This window comes from Actinoalloteichus caeruleus DSM 43889 (genome assembly GCF_000429185.2).
GTDB lineage: Bacteria > Actinomycetota > Actinomycetes > Mycobacteriales > Pseudonocardiaceae > Actinoalloteichus_B > Actinoalloteichus_B caeruleus.
Genome location: NZ_AUBJ02000001.1, coordinates 2,885,800 through 2,902,061 on the forward strand (window position 1 = coordinate 2,885,800; position 16,262 = coordinate 2,902,061).

Annotated in this window: 13 protein-coding genes and 1 pseudogene; 6 read left to right on the plus strand and 8 right to left on the minus strand. The window is 72.3% G+C overall.

The window, feature by feature from the left end:
• Positions 1 to 14 precede the first annotated feature (14 nt).
• Positions 15 to 1,861 (plus strand): annotated as a pseudogene (locus G443_RS10755) (AMP-dependent synthetase/ligase).
• A 106-nt stretch (positions 1,862 to 1,967) separates the two neighbouring features.
• Here the strand turns inward: G443_RS10755 and G443_RS10760 are convergent.
• Complete coding sequence (locus tag G443_RS10760; RefSeq protein WP_026418233.1) at positions 1,968 to 3,104, minus strand: glycosyltransferase family 4 protein; 1,137 nt, start codon at positions 3,102 to 3,104, stop codon at positions 1,968 to 1,970.
• A gap of 159 nt (positions 3,105 to 3,263) precedes the next feature.
• On the opposite strand from G443_RS10760, the gene G443_RS10765 reads away from it, so the two are divergent.
• A complete protein-coding gene (locus G443_RS10765; RefSeq protein ID WP_155886081.1) occupies positions 3,264 to 3,575 on the plus strand; it encodes a hypothetical protein in 312 nt (103 codons plus the stop codon).
• 633 nt (positions 3,576 to 4,208) lie between these two features.
• Here G443_RS10765 and G443_RS25455 read toward each other — a convergent pair.
• The gene (locus tag G443_RS25455; protein WP_026418231.1) at positions 4,209 to 5,261 is read right to left on the minus strand and encodes a C40 family peptidase; all 1,053 of its coding nucleotides are present in this window, start codon (positions 5,259 to 5,261) and stop codon (positions 4,209 to 4,211) included.
• 623 nt (positions 5,262 to 5,884) lie between these two features.
• The gene (locus tag G443_RS10775; protein ID WP_245588743.1) at positions 5,885 to 7,288 is read right to left on the minus strand and encodes an NYN domain-containing protein; all 1,404 of its coding nucleotides are present in this window, start codon (positions 7,286 to 7,288) and stop codon (positions 5,885 to 5,887) included.
• A gap of 207 nt (positions 7,289 to 7,495) precedes the next feature.
• On the opposite strand from G443_RS10775, the gene G443_RS10780 reads away from it, so the two are divergent.
• On the plus strand, positions 7,496 to 9,253 hold the full coding sequence (locus G443_RS10780; protein WP_026418229.1) for a DEDD exonuclease domain-containing protein: 1,758 nt from the start codon (positions 7,496 to 7,498) through the stop codon (positions 9,251 to 9,253).
• 23 nt (positions 9,254 to 9,276) lie between these two features.
• Here G443_RS10780 and G443_RS10785 read toward each other — a convergent pair whose 3' ends face one another.
• From G443_RS10785 to ctaE, 5 genes are all read right to left on the minus strand, one after another.
• Positions 9,277 to 9,564 (minus strand): Lrp/AsnC family transcriptional regulator, encoded by a 288-nt coding sequence (locus tag G443_RS10785; RefSeq protein ID WP_026418228.1) that lies wholly within the window; start codon positions 9,562 to 9,564, stop codon positions 9,277 to 9,279.
• Between the two features lie 163 nt (positions 9,565 to 9,727).
• Positions 9,728 to 11,431 (minus strand): cytochrome bc1 complex cytochrome b subunit, encoded by a 1,704-nt coding sequence (gene qcrB / locus G443_RS10790; protein WP_026418227.1) that lies wholly within the window; start codon positions 11,429 to 11,431, stop codon positions 9,728 to 9,730.
• Positions 11,428 to 12,570, minus strand: a complete 1,143-nt coding sequence (gene qcrA, locus G443_RS10795) for a cytochrome bc1 complex Rieske iron-sulfur subunit (RefSeq protein ID WP_026418226.1) — start codon at positions 12,568 to 12,570, stop codon at positions 11,428 to 11,430. The genes qcrB and qcrA overlap by 4 nt, the downstream gene beginning before the upstream one ends.
• On the minus strand, positions 12,567 to 13,379 hold the full coding sequence (gene qcrC / locus G443_RS10800; protein ID WP_026418225.1) for a cytochrome bc1 complex diheme cytochrome c subunit: 813 nt from the start codon (positions 13,377 to 13,379) through the stop codon (positions 12,567 to 12,569). The genes qcrA and qcrC overlap by 4 nt, the downstream gene beginning before the upstream one ends.
• A 46-nt stretch (positions 13,380 to 13,425) precedes the next feature.
• A complete protein-coding gene (gene ctaE / locus G443_RS10805; protein WP_081715338.1) occupies positions 13,426 to 14,037 on the minus strand; it encodes an aa3-type cytochrome oxidase subunit III in 612 nt (203 codons plus the stop codon).
• Positions 14,038 to 14,274: 237 nt separating this feature from the next.
• Here ctaE and G443_RS10810 point away from each other — a divergent pair, with 237 nt between their 5' ends.
• Genes G443_RS10810 through trpD form a run of 3 tightly spaced genes read left to right on the plus strand, consistent with a single transcriptional unit; the run spans position 14,275 to position 16,233 of the window.
• Entirely contained in the window at positions 14,275 to 14,703 is a 429-nt protein-coding gene (locus G443_RS10810) for a ribonuclease E inhibitor RraB (protein WP_051313783.1), read from the plus strand.
• A 52-nt stretch (positions 14,704 to 14,755) separates the two neighbouring features.
• Positions 14,756 to 15,166 (plus strand): hypothetical protein, encoded by a 411-nt coding sequence (locus G443_RS10815; protein ID WP_026418222.1) that lies wholly within the window; start codon positions 14,756 to 14,758, stop codon positions 15,164 to 15,166.
• A gap of 11 nt (positions 15,167 to 15,177) precedes the next feature.
• Entirely contained in the window at positions 15,178 to 16,233 is a 1,056-nt protein-coding gene (trpD, locus tag G443_RS10820; protein ID WP_026418221.1) for an anthranilate phosphoribosyltransferase, read from the plus strand.
• The last annotated feature ends 29 nt before the right edge of the window (positions 16,234 to 16,262 follow it).

Here is a 16,262-nt window from a genome sequence, read left to right on the forward strand (position 1 = left end):
GCGAGGAGGCACCTGTGCGTGAGTTCACCGTCCCCGCCAGCTCCACCGTGCAGGAGGAGGAGAACCTCACCGACGTGGTGTGGGCCAACGCGGACCGGTTCGCCGGCGCGGTCAGCCTGCGCCGCAGGGTGCGGGGGGCGTGGGTGGACGTGACCGCCGCCGAGTTCGCGGCCGAGGTGCTCGCCGCCGCGAGGGGGCTGGTCGCCACCGGCATCCAGCCCGGTGACCGGGTCGCGCTGATGTCCCGCACCCGGTACGAGTGGACCCTCTTCGACTTCGCGGTGTGGGCTGCCGGGGCGTGGTGGTCCCCGTGTACGAGACCTCGTCCCCCGAGCAGATCCGGTGGATCCTCTCCGACTCGGGGGCTCGACTGGTGGTGGTCGAGTCCGACGACCACCTGGACCGGTTGGAGGAGGTACGGGCCGACCTGCCCCAGCTGGTGTCCGTGTGGCGGTTCGATGACCCGGCGGCGGCCGGCGACGCCCCCGCCCCGCCATCTCCGACGGCCGCGGTCGGCGTGGACGGCCTCGTCACCGCCCTCGTCGACGGCGGCGGGGCGGTCCCCGAGGCGGAGGTCCACGCCCGCGCTCGGGCGGTGCGGGCCGACGACCCGGCCACCGTGATCTACACCTCGGGCACGACCGGGCGGCCGAAGGGGGCCGTGCTCTCGCACCGCAACCTGTTGGCCCAGGCCAGGGCCGAGATGGCCTGCGCTCCCGAACTGCTGCGACCGGGCAACTCGCTGCTGATGTTCCTCCCCCTCGCCCATGTCCTGGCCCGAGCGACCTCGATCGCCGCCATCCACTCCAGGACCACGCTCGGGCACAGCCCGGACACCAGGGACCTCATGAGCGACCTGCGCACCTTCCGCCCGACGGTGATGGTCGGGGTCCCCCGTGTCTTCGAGAAGATCTACCAGGGCGCCCGCGAGCGGGCCAGGGCGGCGGGCCGCACCAGGATCTTCGACCTGGCCGCGGAGACGGCCGTCGCCCACAGTCGGGCCCGGGACCGCGCGGGGGTCCCGCTGGGGCTCCGGCTGCGGCACGCGGTGTTCGACCGGCTGGTGTACCGGAGGCTGCGCGCCGCCCCCGGGGGGCGGTGCCTGGCCGCGATCTCGGGAGGAGCCCCCCTCAACGAGCGGCTGGTCCACTTCTTCCGGGGTGTCGGCCTTCCCGTGTTGGAGGGTTACGGGCTGACGGAGACCTCGGCCGCGGCCAGCGTCAACACCTTCGGGGCGACCCGGGTCGGCTCGGTGGGCCGCCCGCTTCCTGGCACGACCATCCGGGTGGACGACTCCGGCGAGATCCTGGTGCGCGGCGAGATCGTCGCCGAGCGCTACTGGAACGACCCCGAGGCGACGCGGACGGCGTTCGGCGACGGCTGGTTCCACACCGGGGATCTCGGCGAACTGGACCAGGACGGGTTCCTGCGGATCACCGACCGCAAGAAGGACATCATCGTCACCGCCGCGGGCAAGAACGTGGCCCCCGCCGTCCTGGAGGACCGGTTGCGCGCCCACCCGCTCATCGCGGAGGCGCTGGTGGTCGGGGAGGGACGCCCGTTCGTCGGAGCGCTGCTCACCCTGGACGTCGAGGCGCTCCGCGCCTGGTGCGAGGAGCACGGCGTGGCCGGGGAGGACCGGGCCGGGCTCATCACCGACCCGAAGGTGCGGGCGGAGGTGGGACGCGCGGTGGACGAGGCGAACCGCGCGGTCTCGGCCGCGGAGTCCGTCAAGAAGTTCACGCTGCTCGACGTCGACTTCTCCGAGGAGGGCGGTGAGCTCACCCCGAGCCTCAAGGTCCGGCGGGCCGTGGTGGCGGAACGCTACGCGGCCGAGATCGAGGAGCTGTACCGGCGCTGACACCCACCGCGGGTCGACGCCCGGCGCTCCCCCGGCCGGCGGTGCCCGTCCGCGCACCGCGCCCGCCGCGCCACGACAGCTCGGCGACCGCCTCGGTCACGGTCGATCACCCCCGGATGAGCGAGGTCAGCCGTCCCGCCAGGGCCTCCCACCGCCAGTGGGTGACCGTCCACCGCCTACCGGCCTCCCCCATCGCCCTGGCCCGCTCCGGGTCGGCGAGCAGGTCCCCGACCCTGCCCTCGACGGCCGCCAGGTCGCGCCCGTCGACGACGTGCCCGGTGACTCCGTCCCGCACGGTCTCGGGCGCGCCGCCGGAGTCGCCGGCCACCACGGGCAGCCCGGTCGCCGACGCCTCCAGGTACACGATGCCCAGCCCCTCGACGTCCAGGCCGCGACCTCGGGTGCGGCAGGGCATGGCGAAGACGTCGCCGGCCGCGTAGTGCGCGGGCAGTTCCGCCCAGGGCACCGAACCGGTCAGCACCACGTGCTCGTCCACCCCGTGCCGCGCGGCGAGCCCGCGCAGCCGGGCCTCGTCGGGGCCACCCCCGACGATCAGCAACGCCGCACCGGGAACGCGCCGCCGGATTCCGCGCAGCGCGCCGACGAGCACGTCCTGCCCCTTGCGCCGCACCAGGCGGGAGACGCAGACGACGACCGGGCGGTCCCCCAGGCCGTAACGGGAGCGGATCTCGGCCCGGGCCGCCGGGTCGGGGCGGAACACCGTCGAGTCCACACCGGACGGGAGGTGTTCGAGCGCGGCCCACCTCCCGAACGCGGCGGCGAACCGGGACCTGGTGTACCGGCTGACATAGGTGATCACGTCCGCGCCGTCGCCGATGCGGCGGAGCGCCTGCCGGCTCCCCGGGAGCATGGACCAGCCGACCTCGTGCCCGTGCGTGCTGGCCAGGACACGGTGCACCCCGGCCTCCCGCAACGACGGCCCCAACAGGGCGAGCGGGGCCGCCGCTCCGAACCAGGCCACCTCGCAGCCCCGCGCACGAGCGATGTCCCTGGCCCGACGCGACACGTCCGGCGTGGGCAACATCAGCCCGCCGGGGTGGCGCACCACCTCGAAGGGCTGGCGGGCGTCGAACTCGGTGGCGGACTCCCCCGGGCCGCGCCACGCCGGTGCGTAGACGACGAGGTCGTCCGGGGGGAGCGCGCTGGCGAGGGCGTGCAGGTAGGCCTGGATGCCACCGGGGCGGGGCGGGAAGTCGTTGGTGACCAGCAACGTGCGGCGCACCGGGCGAGGGTACACGGCGGGCCGGGCGGCCAGGGCCGGCGCGCGGAAGGCGGGCGGGACGTCCGGGAGCGGCCCGGGCCACGCCACGTTCGCGCGCTCCCACCCCTCACCCGCGTGACAACGCCAGGCCACGCCGCGAAGATCGGCTACCGTTGGTGCATGGGAGCGCTTCGGAGGCTGTGGGGGAAGCCGGAGCGGACCGCCCCGAGCCGAACCAGGCGGGAGTACCCGTTGTGGTGGCTACGGCCGCACGACCGCCCGGTGCGGCACGGGATCCTGCCACACCACATCGGACGCCCGACCGAGCCAGAGGGCTACCGCGCGATGTGCGGCGACGTGGTCTGGCCCGCCCCATCGGACGCCAGTCCCCACGTCCCCCGCTGCGCCGCCTGCGTGCGGTGGGCACTGGCCCACGCGGACGAGACGCCGCCGCAGGCCCCGTACCTCGGTGACGACGCGGACGACGACTGAGTCCTCGCGGCTCGCCCGGCGGGACGTCCCGGGCTCACCGGTCGCCGTCACCCTTGCACCAGGGACACGTGACCGCGCCCTCCCTGGTGTGGATCACGCCGGAACCGTTGCACGGACCGCACATGATCGCGAGCAGCATCGACATCAGCATCAGCGCCCCTCCCTACCCCCGGTCGCGCTGCCGCCGGGGAACGCTCCGACCACGCCGAGGCCGCCCCGAGAGTAGCGACTCTCAGTGACACTGAGGTACCTCTGCGCTGTCACTTCGGCCCGGTTGTCGGTGGGCGGCCGATCTGGCGCGACGAAGTGCTTCCCCAGTCGATCAGTAGGACCAAACCCTGCTCCGTTCGGCTCCGAATCATCAGGGGTTCGGCCGCGCGCCAGGGACGGCGTGGGGGCGCACGACGCGGGAGCGAACCGACCCGTGGGCGGGCGGGCACGGCGCCGGAGGAGGGACGGCCCGGCGGGAGCGCCGGCCCCGGCCGGCACGACTCCCTACCGACCCAGCGGTTCGAGGGCGGCCAGGACCACCTCACCCCGGATGCCCAGCCCCCGCACGGCGGTGGGGCGCGGGAGGAAGACCTCCCGCGCCCCACCGGACTCCACCGCCGCTCCGCCGGGAGCGGCTCGCGCTCAGGCGACCCGTCGCATCGCGGTGACGGGACTGCTCGACGCGCGGTCGATCGGCACGACCTTCACCACGTCGCCCGTGGTGGGGGCGTGCACGACGTTGCCGCCGCCCACGTACATGGAGACGTGGTGCACGGGGCTGCCGTAGGCGATGATGTCGCCCGGGGCCAGCTGGGCCCGCGACACCGGAACACCGGCCGCCGCCTGCGCCCTGCTGTTGCGGGGGACGCCGATGCCCACCTGGGCGTAGGCCCACTGGACGAGACCGGAGCAGTCGAAGGTGCCCGGGCCGGTCGCGCCGTACACGTACGGCGTGCCCTGCTTGCCCAGCGCGACGTTCGCCGCCTGCGCCCCGGTGCCGCTTCCCGGCGGCACCTGCCCGTAGTCGGTCTGGCCCTCGCCGACGCCAGGCATCTGGACCTGGAGCTCCTCGGCTTCCTTCTGGTCGATGAAGGACTGGACCTCGGCGATCTTGGCGTCCATCGCCTCCTGCTTGGCGCCCAGCTCTGACTCGATCCGGACCGCCTCGGCCTCGGCCTCCTCCGCGGCGGCCCTGGCTTCGTCGGCCGCCTGCTCGGCGTCGCTGGCCTGGGTCACCACGGCGGAGAGGCGGTCCATCGCCCTGCGGTTGCCGTTGGCGAGGACGTCGAGCGCGGAGAGCTGCTGGAGGAAGACCTCCGGGTCGTCGGCCACCAGCAGGGCCGACAGCTTGTTGAACCGGGCGCCCTGGTAGGAGGCGCTCGCCAGCTGGTCCACCTCGTCGCGGAAGGTCTCCTGTTCGGCCAGCGCCTGCTCGGCCGTCCGGGTCGCCTGCTCGGCGTCCTCGGTCGCCTCACGCAGCTCCTCGCGCCGGGCCTCCAACTCGTCGTTGGCCTGGTGCAGCTCCTCCGTGACGGCGACCGCTTCCTCGTGGAGTTCCTGGAGCCTGGCTACCGCCTCGTCCTTGGTGTCGAAGTCCTGGGCGAGAGCGGGCGTGGGGAAGAGGCTCAGAGCCACCGCGACCGCGGTGGCGGCTAAGGCACCGCGCATCGTGCGGTTCCGTCGATGCGAAGCCACGTCGCACGCAACTCCTTTACGTTGTCTGACCGCCGACCGGAGATGTCCGCGGCATCGGTCCTCATCCGGCCCGGACCGGCACTCGATGCCCGGTCGGACCCGCCGACGCGCGAGACCGGCTCAGCTCCCCGACTCGCTGATGTGGCGGTGACCAGCAGAGCCGCCCTTCTGGGCGGCTGCCCGCCGCTAGGTCTCGGATAGGCTACGAGGCCCCGCGCCCTGAGTCCACCATCGGACAAGGGAAATCGTGAAAACATGCACAAGATCCGGAACGGGTGAAGATCGACCACGGTCCGTTCCGATGATCTTGGAAGCGTGACCTGGGCGTCCGCGTCGCTCCACACATCAGGCGACGACCACGACGGATCGCCCTGTGTGCATTGTCACCGGCACGCAACCCGCGCGCCCGACACGGACCGTGGCGAGCGTGGTGACCACGGGTACGGCGAGTGTGGTGGCCACGCCGGCCACCTCACGGCACCGGCCCCCGCGTCCACGCACGACAGCTCCGGACACGTCGACCCGATCGCCGGAACCCGGTGCCGGTCGACCGGCCCACCCCCGCCGGGTGCCGAACCCTCGGTCGGTCGGTCCACCTGGGACGGGTGGGCGGAGCGGGCGGGTCAGATCCGGTTCAACCGGGCCAGCAGGACCGAGGAGGGCACCGGGTGGGCGCCCCGACGCCGCACCGAGTCGGCGACGGCCCGGTCGGAGGTGACCACGACCACCGGGCGCCCCTCCGGCTCAGCCGCCACCAGTGCCCGGATCACGTCATCGGCCAGGACACCGGGGTCGCTGAAGAGGACCCGCACCCCGCGCGCCGAGGCGACCGGCACCGCCACCACACCCGCGCCGTCGAAGACGACGGTGACCTCCGCTCCCGTCCTGGCCGCCAGCGCCCCCAGCTGGCCGTTGAGCCGATCCCGTTGTTGCGCCAGGGAGATGTCGGGGTAGCCGGTCTTGGTCACGTTGTAGCCGTCGACCACGACGTGCACGCTCGGCAACGCCAGGAGCCGGTCCAGGGCGGCGGGGTTCTCGACCCGGCCGACGCCCTGGGCCTGGCTCGCGCCGCCGACCAGGTCAGCGGGGCGCGGCCCGCTGCCACCCAACGCGAGTTCCCTGCGCAACCCGGTGACCGCACCGTCCAGGGTGTCCACCAGGAGCGCCAGTCGGACCTCGTCGGCCTGGCGGGCCTCCCGCGCGGCCTGACGAGCGGTCTCCGCGTCGGTCACCGCCCGGTCGGCGCGGACCCGTTCCGCCGCCGTCCGTTCCCGTTCCCGTTCCAGCTCCGCGGACATCCGCTCCACGGCCGCGGAGGCGTCCCGGCGGGCCTGGTCGGCCTCCTCCCGCGCCACGAGGGCCTCGTCCCTCGCCGCGCGCAGGTGCGTTCCCTGCTCCCGCAGCCGCCGACGCAGCCGGTCCAGATCCGACTCGCTCGTCGCCCGCGCCGCGCGAACCGCTTCCTCCGCCTCGTCGAGAGCTGCCCGCACCCTCTCCAGTTCGGCGGTGAGACGTTCGATCTGGTTCAACGCCGCGTCGCGTTCGGTCCGCAGCTGGGCGTCCTCGACCCGCCGCGCGACCTCCTCGACATGCCTGGTCGCCGAGGGATCCCCCACCAGCAGGCCGGCCGCGGCCGCGGCCGCTGGTTCCTCCGGGCCCACGTCCAACAACTCGGGTTGGTTGCGGCGGGCCCAGTTCGCGACCGCCGCCCGGAACGCGGGGCTGGCCCGCACCGTCGCGAGCAGGGGCACGGCGCCCAGCCGCGCCCGTTTGGCCGGGGTGAACCTCGCCACCGGACGGAGCTGGTGGGGGACATCGGCGAGGGAGAGCCCGCCGAGCGCCGATGCGGAGATCTCGGCGAGGCGGAGCCGCACCGGTTCGGGCAGACCCTCCCAGTCGACCTCCGGCTCCCCGTTCTCCTCGGCGGCTGTCCCGTCACCGTCCTCGTGCTGACGCGCGCCGGCCTCGGCGGGCTGCTCGGGGTCGGACGGATCGCGTGGATCGGTCCCTGCGGTGTCGGCCGGCATCACACCAGGCTAAGGCGTCCGGCCAGTCACCCCAATTCCACGGCCCCCTTGTGACCGGCCGTACGGCGGGTCGCGCCTCCCGGGGTGTCGCGGCGGGCTCCGGGTGCGCCGGACCTCGGTCAGGTCCGCCGGAATCCCGAGGAGGTGGTGGGGAACTCCTGACCGGACCGACGCGCCCTATCAGGGGCGGCGGTTAGCCTCCTGCCGGTGAGCACCAGGCACCCGCTCCTCGGCGCACCCCCCACCGGCCCCGGGGCGAACACCGCCCCGCAACTGTCCTTCGACGAACTGGGGACGCCGCTGCGCGAGGTCACCTTCGTCGTCCTCGACTTCGAGACGACCGGGGGGAACGCGGAGGCCGACCACGTCACCGAGATCGGGGCCGTGAAGGTGCGGGGCGGCGAGGTGCTCGGTGAGTTCGGGACGCTGGTCGACCCCGGACATCCCATCCCGCCCGCCATCACGGTGTTGACCGGCATCACCCAGGCCATGGTGACCGGCGCGCCGAGCCTGGGAACGGTGCTGCCCGCGTTCCTCGAGTTCGCGTCGGGGGCCGTCCTGGTCGCCCACAACGCCTCCTTCGACGTCGGCTTCCTGCGGGCGGCGTGCCGCCGCCAGGGCTACGACTGGCCGAGGCCCACCGTCGTGTGCACCCTGCGCCTGGCTCGACGGGTGCTCACCCGAGGCGAGACCCGCGACCACAAGCTCGGCACGCTCGCCGCGCACTTCCACGCCGCCACCACACCCACGCACCGCGCCCTGGACGACGCGCGGGCCACCGTGGACGTGTTGCACGGACTCCTGGAGCGGGTCGGGGGACTGGGGGTGCGGTCCCTGGAGGAACTGCTCGACTACACCCCCGAGGTGAGCCCGGCGCGACGGCGGAACCGGGAACTCGCCGCCCACCTGCCGCACGCGCCCGGTGTCTACCTCTTCCGGGGCCCCCGCGACGAGGTCCTGTACGTCGGGACCGCGAGCGACCTGCGCCGGCGGGTCCGGCAGTACTTCACCGCGTCCGAGACCAGGACCCCGATCCGGGAGATGGCGGCACTCGCGACCAGGGTGGACCACGTGGAGTGCTCCCACCCCCTCGAGGCCAGGGTCCGGGAACTCCGGCTGCTCGCGGCACACCGCCCCCGGTACAACCGGAGGTCCACCAGGCCGGACAGCACATGGTGGTTGGCGCTGACCGACGAGGCCTACCCCCGGCTCAGCGTCGTCCGACAGCCGAGACCCCTGGCGTTCGGCCCGTTCCCCTCGCGCCGGGCCGCCGTCACGGCGGTCGAGACCCTGTGGCGGGTGTCCCCCGTGCGGCAGTGCACCCGACGCATCCCCGCCGGTGGGCAACCAGGAGGACAGGCCTGCCCGCTCCTCGACCTCGGCCGGTGCGCGGCACCCTGCGTCGGCCGCCAGGACGTCGACGCCTACCGCCCCGCCGTCGACGAGCTGCGGGAGCTCTTCGCCGGCCGGGACCGGCGGCTCCTCGACACCCTCTCCGAACGCATCGACCACCTCGCCGGGGAACGGCGCTTCGAGGACGCCGCACGCGCCCGGGACCTCACCGCGCGGTTGGCGGAGTCACTGGACCGGGGCCAGCGGTTCGCCGCGCTGGCCGAGGTCGAGGAGCTCGTCGCGGCGGCGCCGGACGGAGCGGGCGGGTGGCACTTCGCCGTCGTGCGCCACGGTCGGCTCACCTCGGCCGGCTCCGCACCGCGGGGCGTGCCACCGATGCCGGTGGTCGACCTGCTCGTCCGCTCGGCTGAGACGGTCATCCCGGAGGACGGCCCGCTGCGGGGAGCACCCGCGGAGGAGGTCGCCGCCCTCTGGCGGTGGTTGTCCACCCCGGGAACCCGGATGGTGCGCTGCTCCCGGCCGTGGACCGAACCGGCCTGGTCAGCGGGGGCGTGGCGCGAGTGGGTCGGCAGGGCCGCCGCCGGCCGGGCCGCCCAGGCGCAGCCCGACTGACCAGGCCAGGGCGCGAGCCTCCCTCAGTCGCCGTTCTCGAGGCCAAGGGAGAAGGTGGCCTCGATGTCCTGGCGCGAGTAGCTGCGGAACGCGATGTGCGTGTCCGTGTCGACCACGCCAGGAACCCGGCCGATCCCACCCGGGATGATCTCGGCGAGCCGCTCGTGCTCCCCGACGCGGATCATGGCGATCAGGTCCACGTCCCCGGCGCACGAGTACACCTCGGTCACCCCGTCGAGGTCCGCGATGGCCTGCGCGGCCTCGGGGATCCGGTCGGCCTCGGCCTGGATGAGCACGATCGCGGTAATCACGGAACCTCCCGGAGACACACCCCACTGCTGTCCCGCAGTCTAGGAGCCGCCAACCCACCGGACCGCGCCGGTGCCCCACCCCCGGCTCCCCCGCCAGCCCGGAGACGACGACGGGGGCGGTCACCCGTGGGTGACCGCCCCCGTCCGACGTGGTGCCACGTCGTCACCGCTTCTTCGGCGACTCCTCGTTCGTGGCGCCGCCGATGCCCTCGTCGTCGCCCTCGCCCTGGCCCGACTCGTCGGCCCGACGGTTCTCCCCGCCGAGCAGGTTGACGTTCTCGCCGTGCGCGTCCCGCAACGACCGGGTCTCCTCCGGCGGGTCCGGGGTCAGCAGGCTCCCCTCGACCGGGTGGCCCGCCGAGCCCAGCTGGTTCATCCGCTTCGGAACCGCGGCGCCCTGGTAGGGCAGCGGGACCGCGTGACCGTGGTCGTCCACCCCACCCAGGGGCTGGTGGACCTCGATGAACTCACCGTGCGGCAGCCGCCGGATGATGCCGGTCTCGATGCCGTGCTCCAACACCTCGCGGTCGTGGTGCTGCAGGCCGAGGCAGACCCGGTAGGTGATCAGGTAGGCCAGCGGCGGCAGCAGCAGCAACCCGATCCGACCGGCCCAGGTCATCGCGTTCAACGAGATGTCGAACTGCTCGGCGACGATGTCGTTGGCACCGGAGATGAGCAGCACCATGAAGAAGGTGATGGCCATCATCCCGAGCCCGGTGCGGACCGGGGCGTCCCTCGGACGCTGCAACAGGTTGTGGTGCGCGTCGTCCTTGGTGAACTTCTTCTCGATCCAGGGATAGGCCCCGGCCACCGTGAAGATCAGCCCCATGCCCACGACCGTCGGCCAGAACACCGCCGGGATCATGTAGTTCCCGAGGTAGATCTCCCACGACGGCCATAGTCGCGTCATGCCGTCGGTCCAGATCATGTACCAGTCCGGTTGGGACCCCGCGGACACCTGCGACGCGTTGTACGGACCGATGTTCCAGATCGCGTTGATCTGGAAGATGCCGCCCATCAGCGCCAGCACACCGAAGACCACCGCGAAGAAGCCACCGGCCTTGACCGCGAACACCGGCATGATGCGGACGCCGACGACGTTGGTCTCCTTGCGCCCCACGCCCGGGAACTGGGTGTGCTTCTGGTACCAGACCAGACCGAGGTGGATGGCGATCAACGCGAGGATGATGCCGGGCAGCACCAGGATGTGGATGGTGTAGAAGCGCGGGATGATCTCGTAGCCGGGGAACTCCCCGCCGAACAGCGCCCAGTGGACCCAGGTACCGATCACGGGGATCGACAGCACGATCCCGGAGGCGATCCGGAGGCCGGTGCCGGAGAGCAGGTCGTCCGGCAGCGAGTAGCCGGTGAAGCCCTCGAACATGCCGAGGACGAACAGCAGGATGCCGATCACCCAGTTCAGCTCACGCGGCTTCCGGAACGCCCCGGTGAAGAACACGCGGAGCATGTGCACCACGATCGCCGCCATGAACAGCAGGGCCGCCCAGTGGTGGACCTGCCGGGCGAAGAGGCCACCGCGCACCTCGAACGAGATGTCCAGCGACGAGGCGTAGGCGCGGGACATCTCGATGCCCCGCATGTTCTCCAGCACGCCCTGGTACTCGACGTGCTCCATCGACGGGTCGAAGAACAGCGCCAGGTAGGTGCCCGTCAGCAGCAGCACGATGAAGCTGTAGAGGGCGATCTCACCGAGCATGAACGACCAGTGCGTCGGGAAGACCTTGTTCAGCTGCCGCCGCATGCCCTTGGCCATGTGGAAGCGGTCGTCCGCCCAGGTGGCGCCCGCTGCCGCCGCCCGAGCCGCTGCCCCCTGGGGACGGGTCGGCTTGGTGTTCAGCGTCGTCATGACTTGCGCTCCCAGAAGCCGGGGCCGACGGGTTCGATGAAGTCGCCCTGGTTGGACGTGTCCTGGTTGGTCACCAGGAACCCGTCCTCGTCGACCATGATCGGCAGCTGGGGCAACGACCGGGTCGCGGGGCCGAAGATGGGCTTGGCGTAGCTGTGCACCACGTCGAACTGCGACTGGTGGCAGGGGCACAGCAGCCGGCCGGTCTGCTGCTCGAACAGCGAGGTCGGGCAGCCGAGGTGGGTGCAGATCTTCGAGTAGGCGTAGTAGTCGCCGTAGTTGAAGGTCTCCTGACCCTTGCGCTTGGTCGGTTCCGAGCCCGGCCGCAGCCGGATCAGCATGACCGGGTTGTCCGACTTGCGCAGCGCCTTGAAGAGCGCGTGGTCGTCACCCCGCTCGGACTCGCGGAACGGGAAGACCGTCTCGAAACCACCGGCCTTGAGGTCCTCGGGGCGGACCAGCGAGATCTCGTGCGGATCTCCGGTGTCCCGGCGGAGGTAGACCTTCTCGCCGTCGTAGGAGCGCCACCCGGTGTGCCAGAGGGAGTCGGGGCTGTCGCTGTGCGCCCACGGGTTCCTGACCAGCCCGCCGAGGGCGAAGACCCCCAGACCGACGCCGAACACGCCGGCCCCGGCGAGCCCGGTGCGCTTGATCAGCGAACGCCGGGCGAGGCCGCTGCGCTGACCGGAGTCCGCGAGCAGGGCGGCGGTCGTCCGCTTGTCGACCTCCGAGGACCCGCCGTCGTGGCGCTGCTGCACCGCCATCTCCTCGGGCACGAACTTCTTGGCGTAGGAGATGACGCCGATGCCGACCGCGAGGATGGACAGGCCGAGGGTGATGCCGATCAGGGGCGTGTACAGCGAGTACAGGAAGTGCCCTTCGGAGAAGGGGCTCTCGTACTGCCACGGCCAGACGACGTACAGGACGATGAAGGCCAGGCCCGAGACCGCGGCGAGGATGAACCACGCCGCCACCTGCCGCTCGGCGCGCTTCTCCGCCCTGGTCCCCTTGACCGGCCACCGGTCCTTGTACTTGACCAGCTCGACGTCGTCCAGTTGGACGCCGAGGCGCACCAGCTCGTCCTGGCTCATGTCCGCGAGCTCGGCGTCGCTCGGGACGCCCTTCTCCTGCCCGCTCATTGCTTGGCTCCGATCCACATGGTGATGCCCACCAACGCGCCGATTCCGACGACGAAGATGATGACGCCCTCCACCGCCGGGCCGAAGCCGCCGAGCGCGGTGAGTCCGCCCGGGCTGTTGTTGCCGTCCGACACGGACTTGACGTACGCGATGATGTCCTGCTTCTCCTCCGGGGTGAGCTGCCGGTCGGAGAAGACCGGCATGTTCTGCGGCCCCGTGAGCATCGCGGTGTAGATCTCGTCCTCGGTCACCCCGTCCAACGCGGGGGCGAACTTGCCCGAGGACAGCGCTCCACCACGACCGGTGAAGTTGTGGCAGGACGCGCAGTTCAGGCGGAACAGCTCGCCACCGCGAGCCGGGTTCTCACCTCGCAGCGCCTCGCCGGTGGCCTCCGGCGTCTCGGGGCCGCCCCCGTTCGCCTGGATGTACGCGCCGAGGGCGTCGACCTCCTGCGGGGAGTACTTCGACGGCTTGCGCTGGGCCTGCGCCTCCTGGCGCGCCATCGGCATCCGGCCGGTGGAGACCTGGAAGTGGACGGCGGCCTCACCGACGCCGATCAGGCTCGGCCCCCGGTCGGTGACGCCCTCCAGGTTGCTCCCGTGGCAGGTGATGCACGCGTTGTTGTACAGCCGCTCGCCTTCGGCCACCAGTGAGGCCTGCTCGCTGGCGGTCGCGACGTGCGGAGTGGGCACGAGGGCGCTGTAGAGCGCACCCGCTCCGAACAGCGCGGCGCCCAGCACGAGTACGCCGGAGATCCGGCGGCGCAGCTTGGAACGGAACCCGCTCCGCCGCTTAGCGGTGGTGGTCATGTGTGCGGCAACCCTTGCTGTCGAGTTCAGGCACGGACGGAAGAGATCAGGGGACCAGGTAGATGCAGGCGAACAGCCCGATCCACACGATGTCCACGAAGTGCCAGTAGTACGACACGACGATCGCCGAGGTCGCCTGGGCAGGCGTGAACTTGCTCATCCTCGTCCGCATGAGCAGGTACACGAACGCCACGAGTCCACCGATCACGTGCAGCCCGTGGAAGCCGGTCGTCATGTAGAAGACCGTGCCGTAGGCCGAGGAGGCGATCGTGGTGTCGTGGTGGACGATCATCGTGTAGTACTCGCCGGCCTGACCCGCGACGAAGATGGCGCCCATGATCAGGGTCACCATGTACCACCGACGCAGTCCGAAGACGTCGCCCCGCTCCGCCGCGAACACACCGAGCTGGCATGTCACCGACGACAGGATCAGGATGATGGTGAACGGCGCCGCGTAGGCGAGGTTCAACTCCGCCGGAGGCGGCGGCCACGGCCCATCGTTCTGTGCCTTCACCGTGAAGAACATGGCGAAGAGCCCAGCGAAGAACATCAGCTCGCTGGACAACCAGACGATGGTGCCGACACTGACCATGTTGGGTCGGTTCAGCGTGTGCACGCGTTGGCTGATGGAGGGCGATGCCGTTGTCACGCGACGCATTATTACTTGGAGGAACTCCGCTCGCCCGGTCGGGTCCCGGGTCCGGCGCGGCGACGGGTCGCCATCGTGGACGGCCGAGCCGCTCGGGCGGCCCCGTTCGGGTCATGAGGTTGCCGCGAGCGGACCAGGTTCACGCCCGTCGCCCCCCGGGGAGACGATCTCGGGCGTGACCTGCCGAAGGGCCAGCACCGGCCACGGCCACCGGCCGGGGTCGGCGGGGGGAGAGGACACCGGGACATGACCACCGAACGCGGCGGGTTCTGGCGGCGGTTGGGGTTCGGCCGCCGTCGTCCGAGCCCTGACCTCGATCCCGACGACCCCCGGCTCGTGGTGGTCGTCACGGCTTTCGACGACACCGAGGCCGCCTCGGCGAGCCTCGCCAGGGGGACGAGGTGGCGGCCCACCGAGCCCGCGTTGCTCCGGCACCACCTCGTGCTGCCACCCGATCGCGTCGCGCGCGCGGTGGAGTCGGTGACGGCCGAGGGCTACGCGGCGCGCACGGGGACCGAGGCCGGTCCGGACGGGCGGGTCACGCTCACCGCCACGCGCACCCAGCTGCTCGACGCGCTGCACTGCTCCCAGGAGCGGTCGCGGATGGCGGGCCTCGCGCAGCGGCTCGGCGGCGACGCCCGGGGCTGGGAGGCCCTCCAACCCGAGGTCGGTTAACGGATAGCATCAGCGGGCATCGCTCGCGATCCCGCTGGAGGTTCAGGCGCAGATGAGCACGAACATCACCAACGTCCTGGTGTTCAGCCACCGCCCCGAGGTGCGGGACGCGATCATGACCGCCGTCGGCCGGCGCCCCGCCCCGGACCTGGGCCGGGTCAGGTACGTGGAGGCGGCCACCATCGACGAGGTCGTGTCCGTCGTCGACGAGGGTGGCGCCGACCTGCTGATCCTCGACGGTGAGGCCCAGCCGACCGGTGGGATGGGCATCTCGCGGCAGCTCAAGAACGAGATCGCGGCCTGTCCCCCTGTCGTGATCGTGGTCCGCCGGCGGGACGACCGGTGGTTGGCCACCTGGTCCCAGGCTGACGCGGTGCTGGTGCACCCGCTCGACCCGCTGGCGGCGGCCGAGACGGTCGCCGAAGTCCTCCGCACGACGGCGTTGCCGGTCGTGCACGGCTGAACGGAGCCGCCGTGTCCGACACCGTCCAGACCTGGCCCGGTCTGCTGTCGAGGCTGACCGCGCGCGTCGACCTGTCCCGAGCGGACACCGCGTGGGCGATGGACCAGATCATGAGCGGCACGGCAACCGGAGCGCAGATCGGCGGCTTCGTCGCCGCGTTGCGCGCCAAGGGCGAGGTCGCCGAGGAGATCGAGGGGCTGGCCGAGGCCATGCTCGGGCACGCCCGCCGGATCGAGGTCGGTGCCGGGGCGGTCGACGTCGTCGGCACCGGCGGGGACGGCGCGCACACCGTCAACATCTCCACCATGACCTCGATCGTGGTGGCCGCGGCCGGGCTCCGCGTGGTCAAGCACGGCAACCGGGCGGCCTCGTCCAAGTGCGGGACCGCCGACGTGCTGGAGAGGCTCGGCGTCGCGATCGACCTCACACCCGAGGCCGTCGAGCAGTGCGTCCGCGACCTGGGCATCGGCTTCTGCTTCGCGCCGACCTTCCACCCGGCGATGCGGTACACCGGCGCGGCCCGTCGGGAACTGGGCATCCCCACCGCCTTCAACGTCCTCGGTCCGTTGACCAACCCCGCCCAGCCGTCGGCCGGGCTCATCGGCTGCGCCGACCCGAGGATGGCGCCGGTGATCGCCCGTGTGCTGGCGGGCCGGGGGAACTCGGTGCTGCTGGTCAGGGGTGACGACGGTCTCGACGAGTTGACCACGACCACCACCTCGACGGTGTGGGTCATCCACGACGGCCAGGTCCGGCAGGACGTCGTCGACCCGGACGCGCTCGGCGTGCCACTGGGCACGGCCGAGGCGCTGCGCGGCGGTGAGGCCGACTTCAACGCCGAGGTGGTGCGTGAACTGGTCGCGGGGCGCGCCGGGCCGGTGCGCGACGCCGTCCTGCTCAACGCCGCCGGCGCGCTGACCGCGCACGACGGCTTCCGGGGGCCGTTGGCGTCCGGCATCCGGGGCAATCTCGAGCGCGCGGCCGCGGCGATCGACTCCGGTGCCGCCGCCGAACTGCTGTCCCGGTGGATCGACCACTCGACCGCGCTGCGCTCCCGGTTCCGGTGACGGCCGGACGCTGACGGCCCGCCATCCCG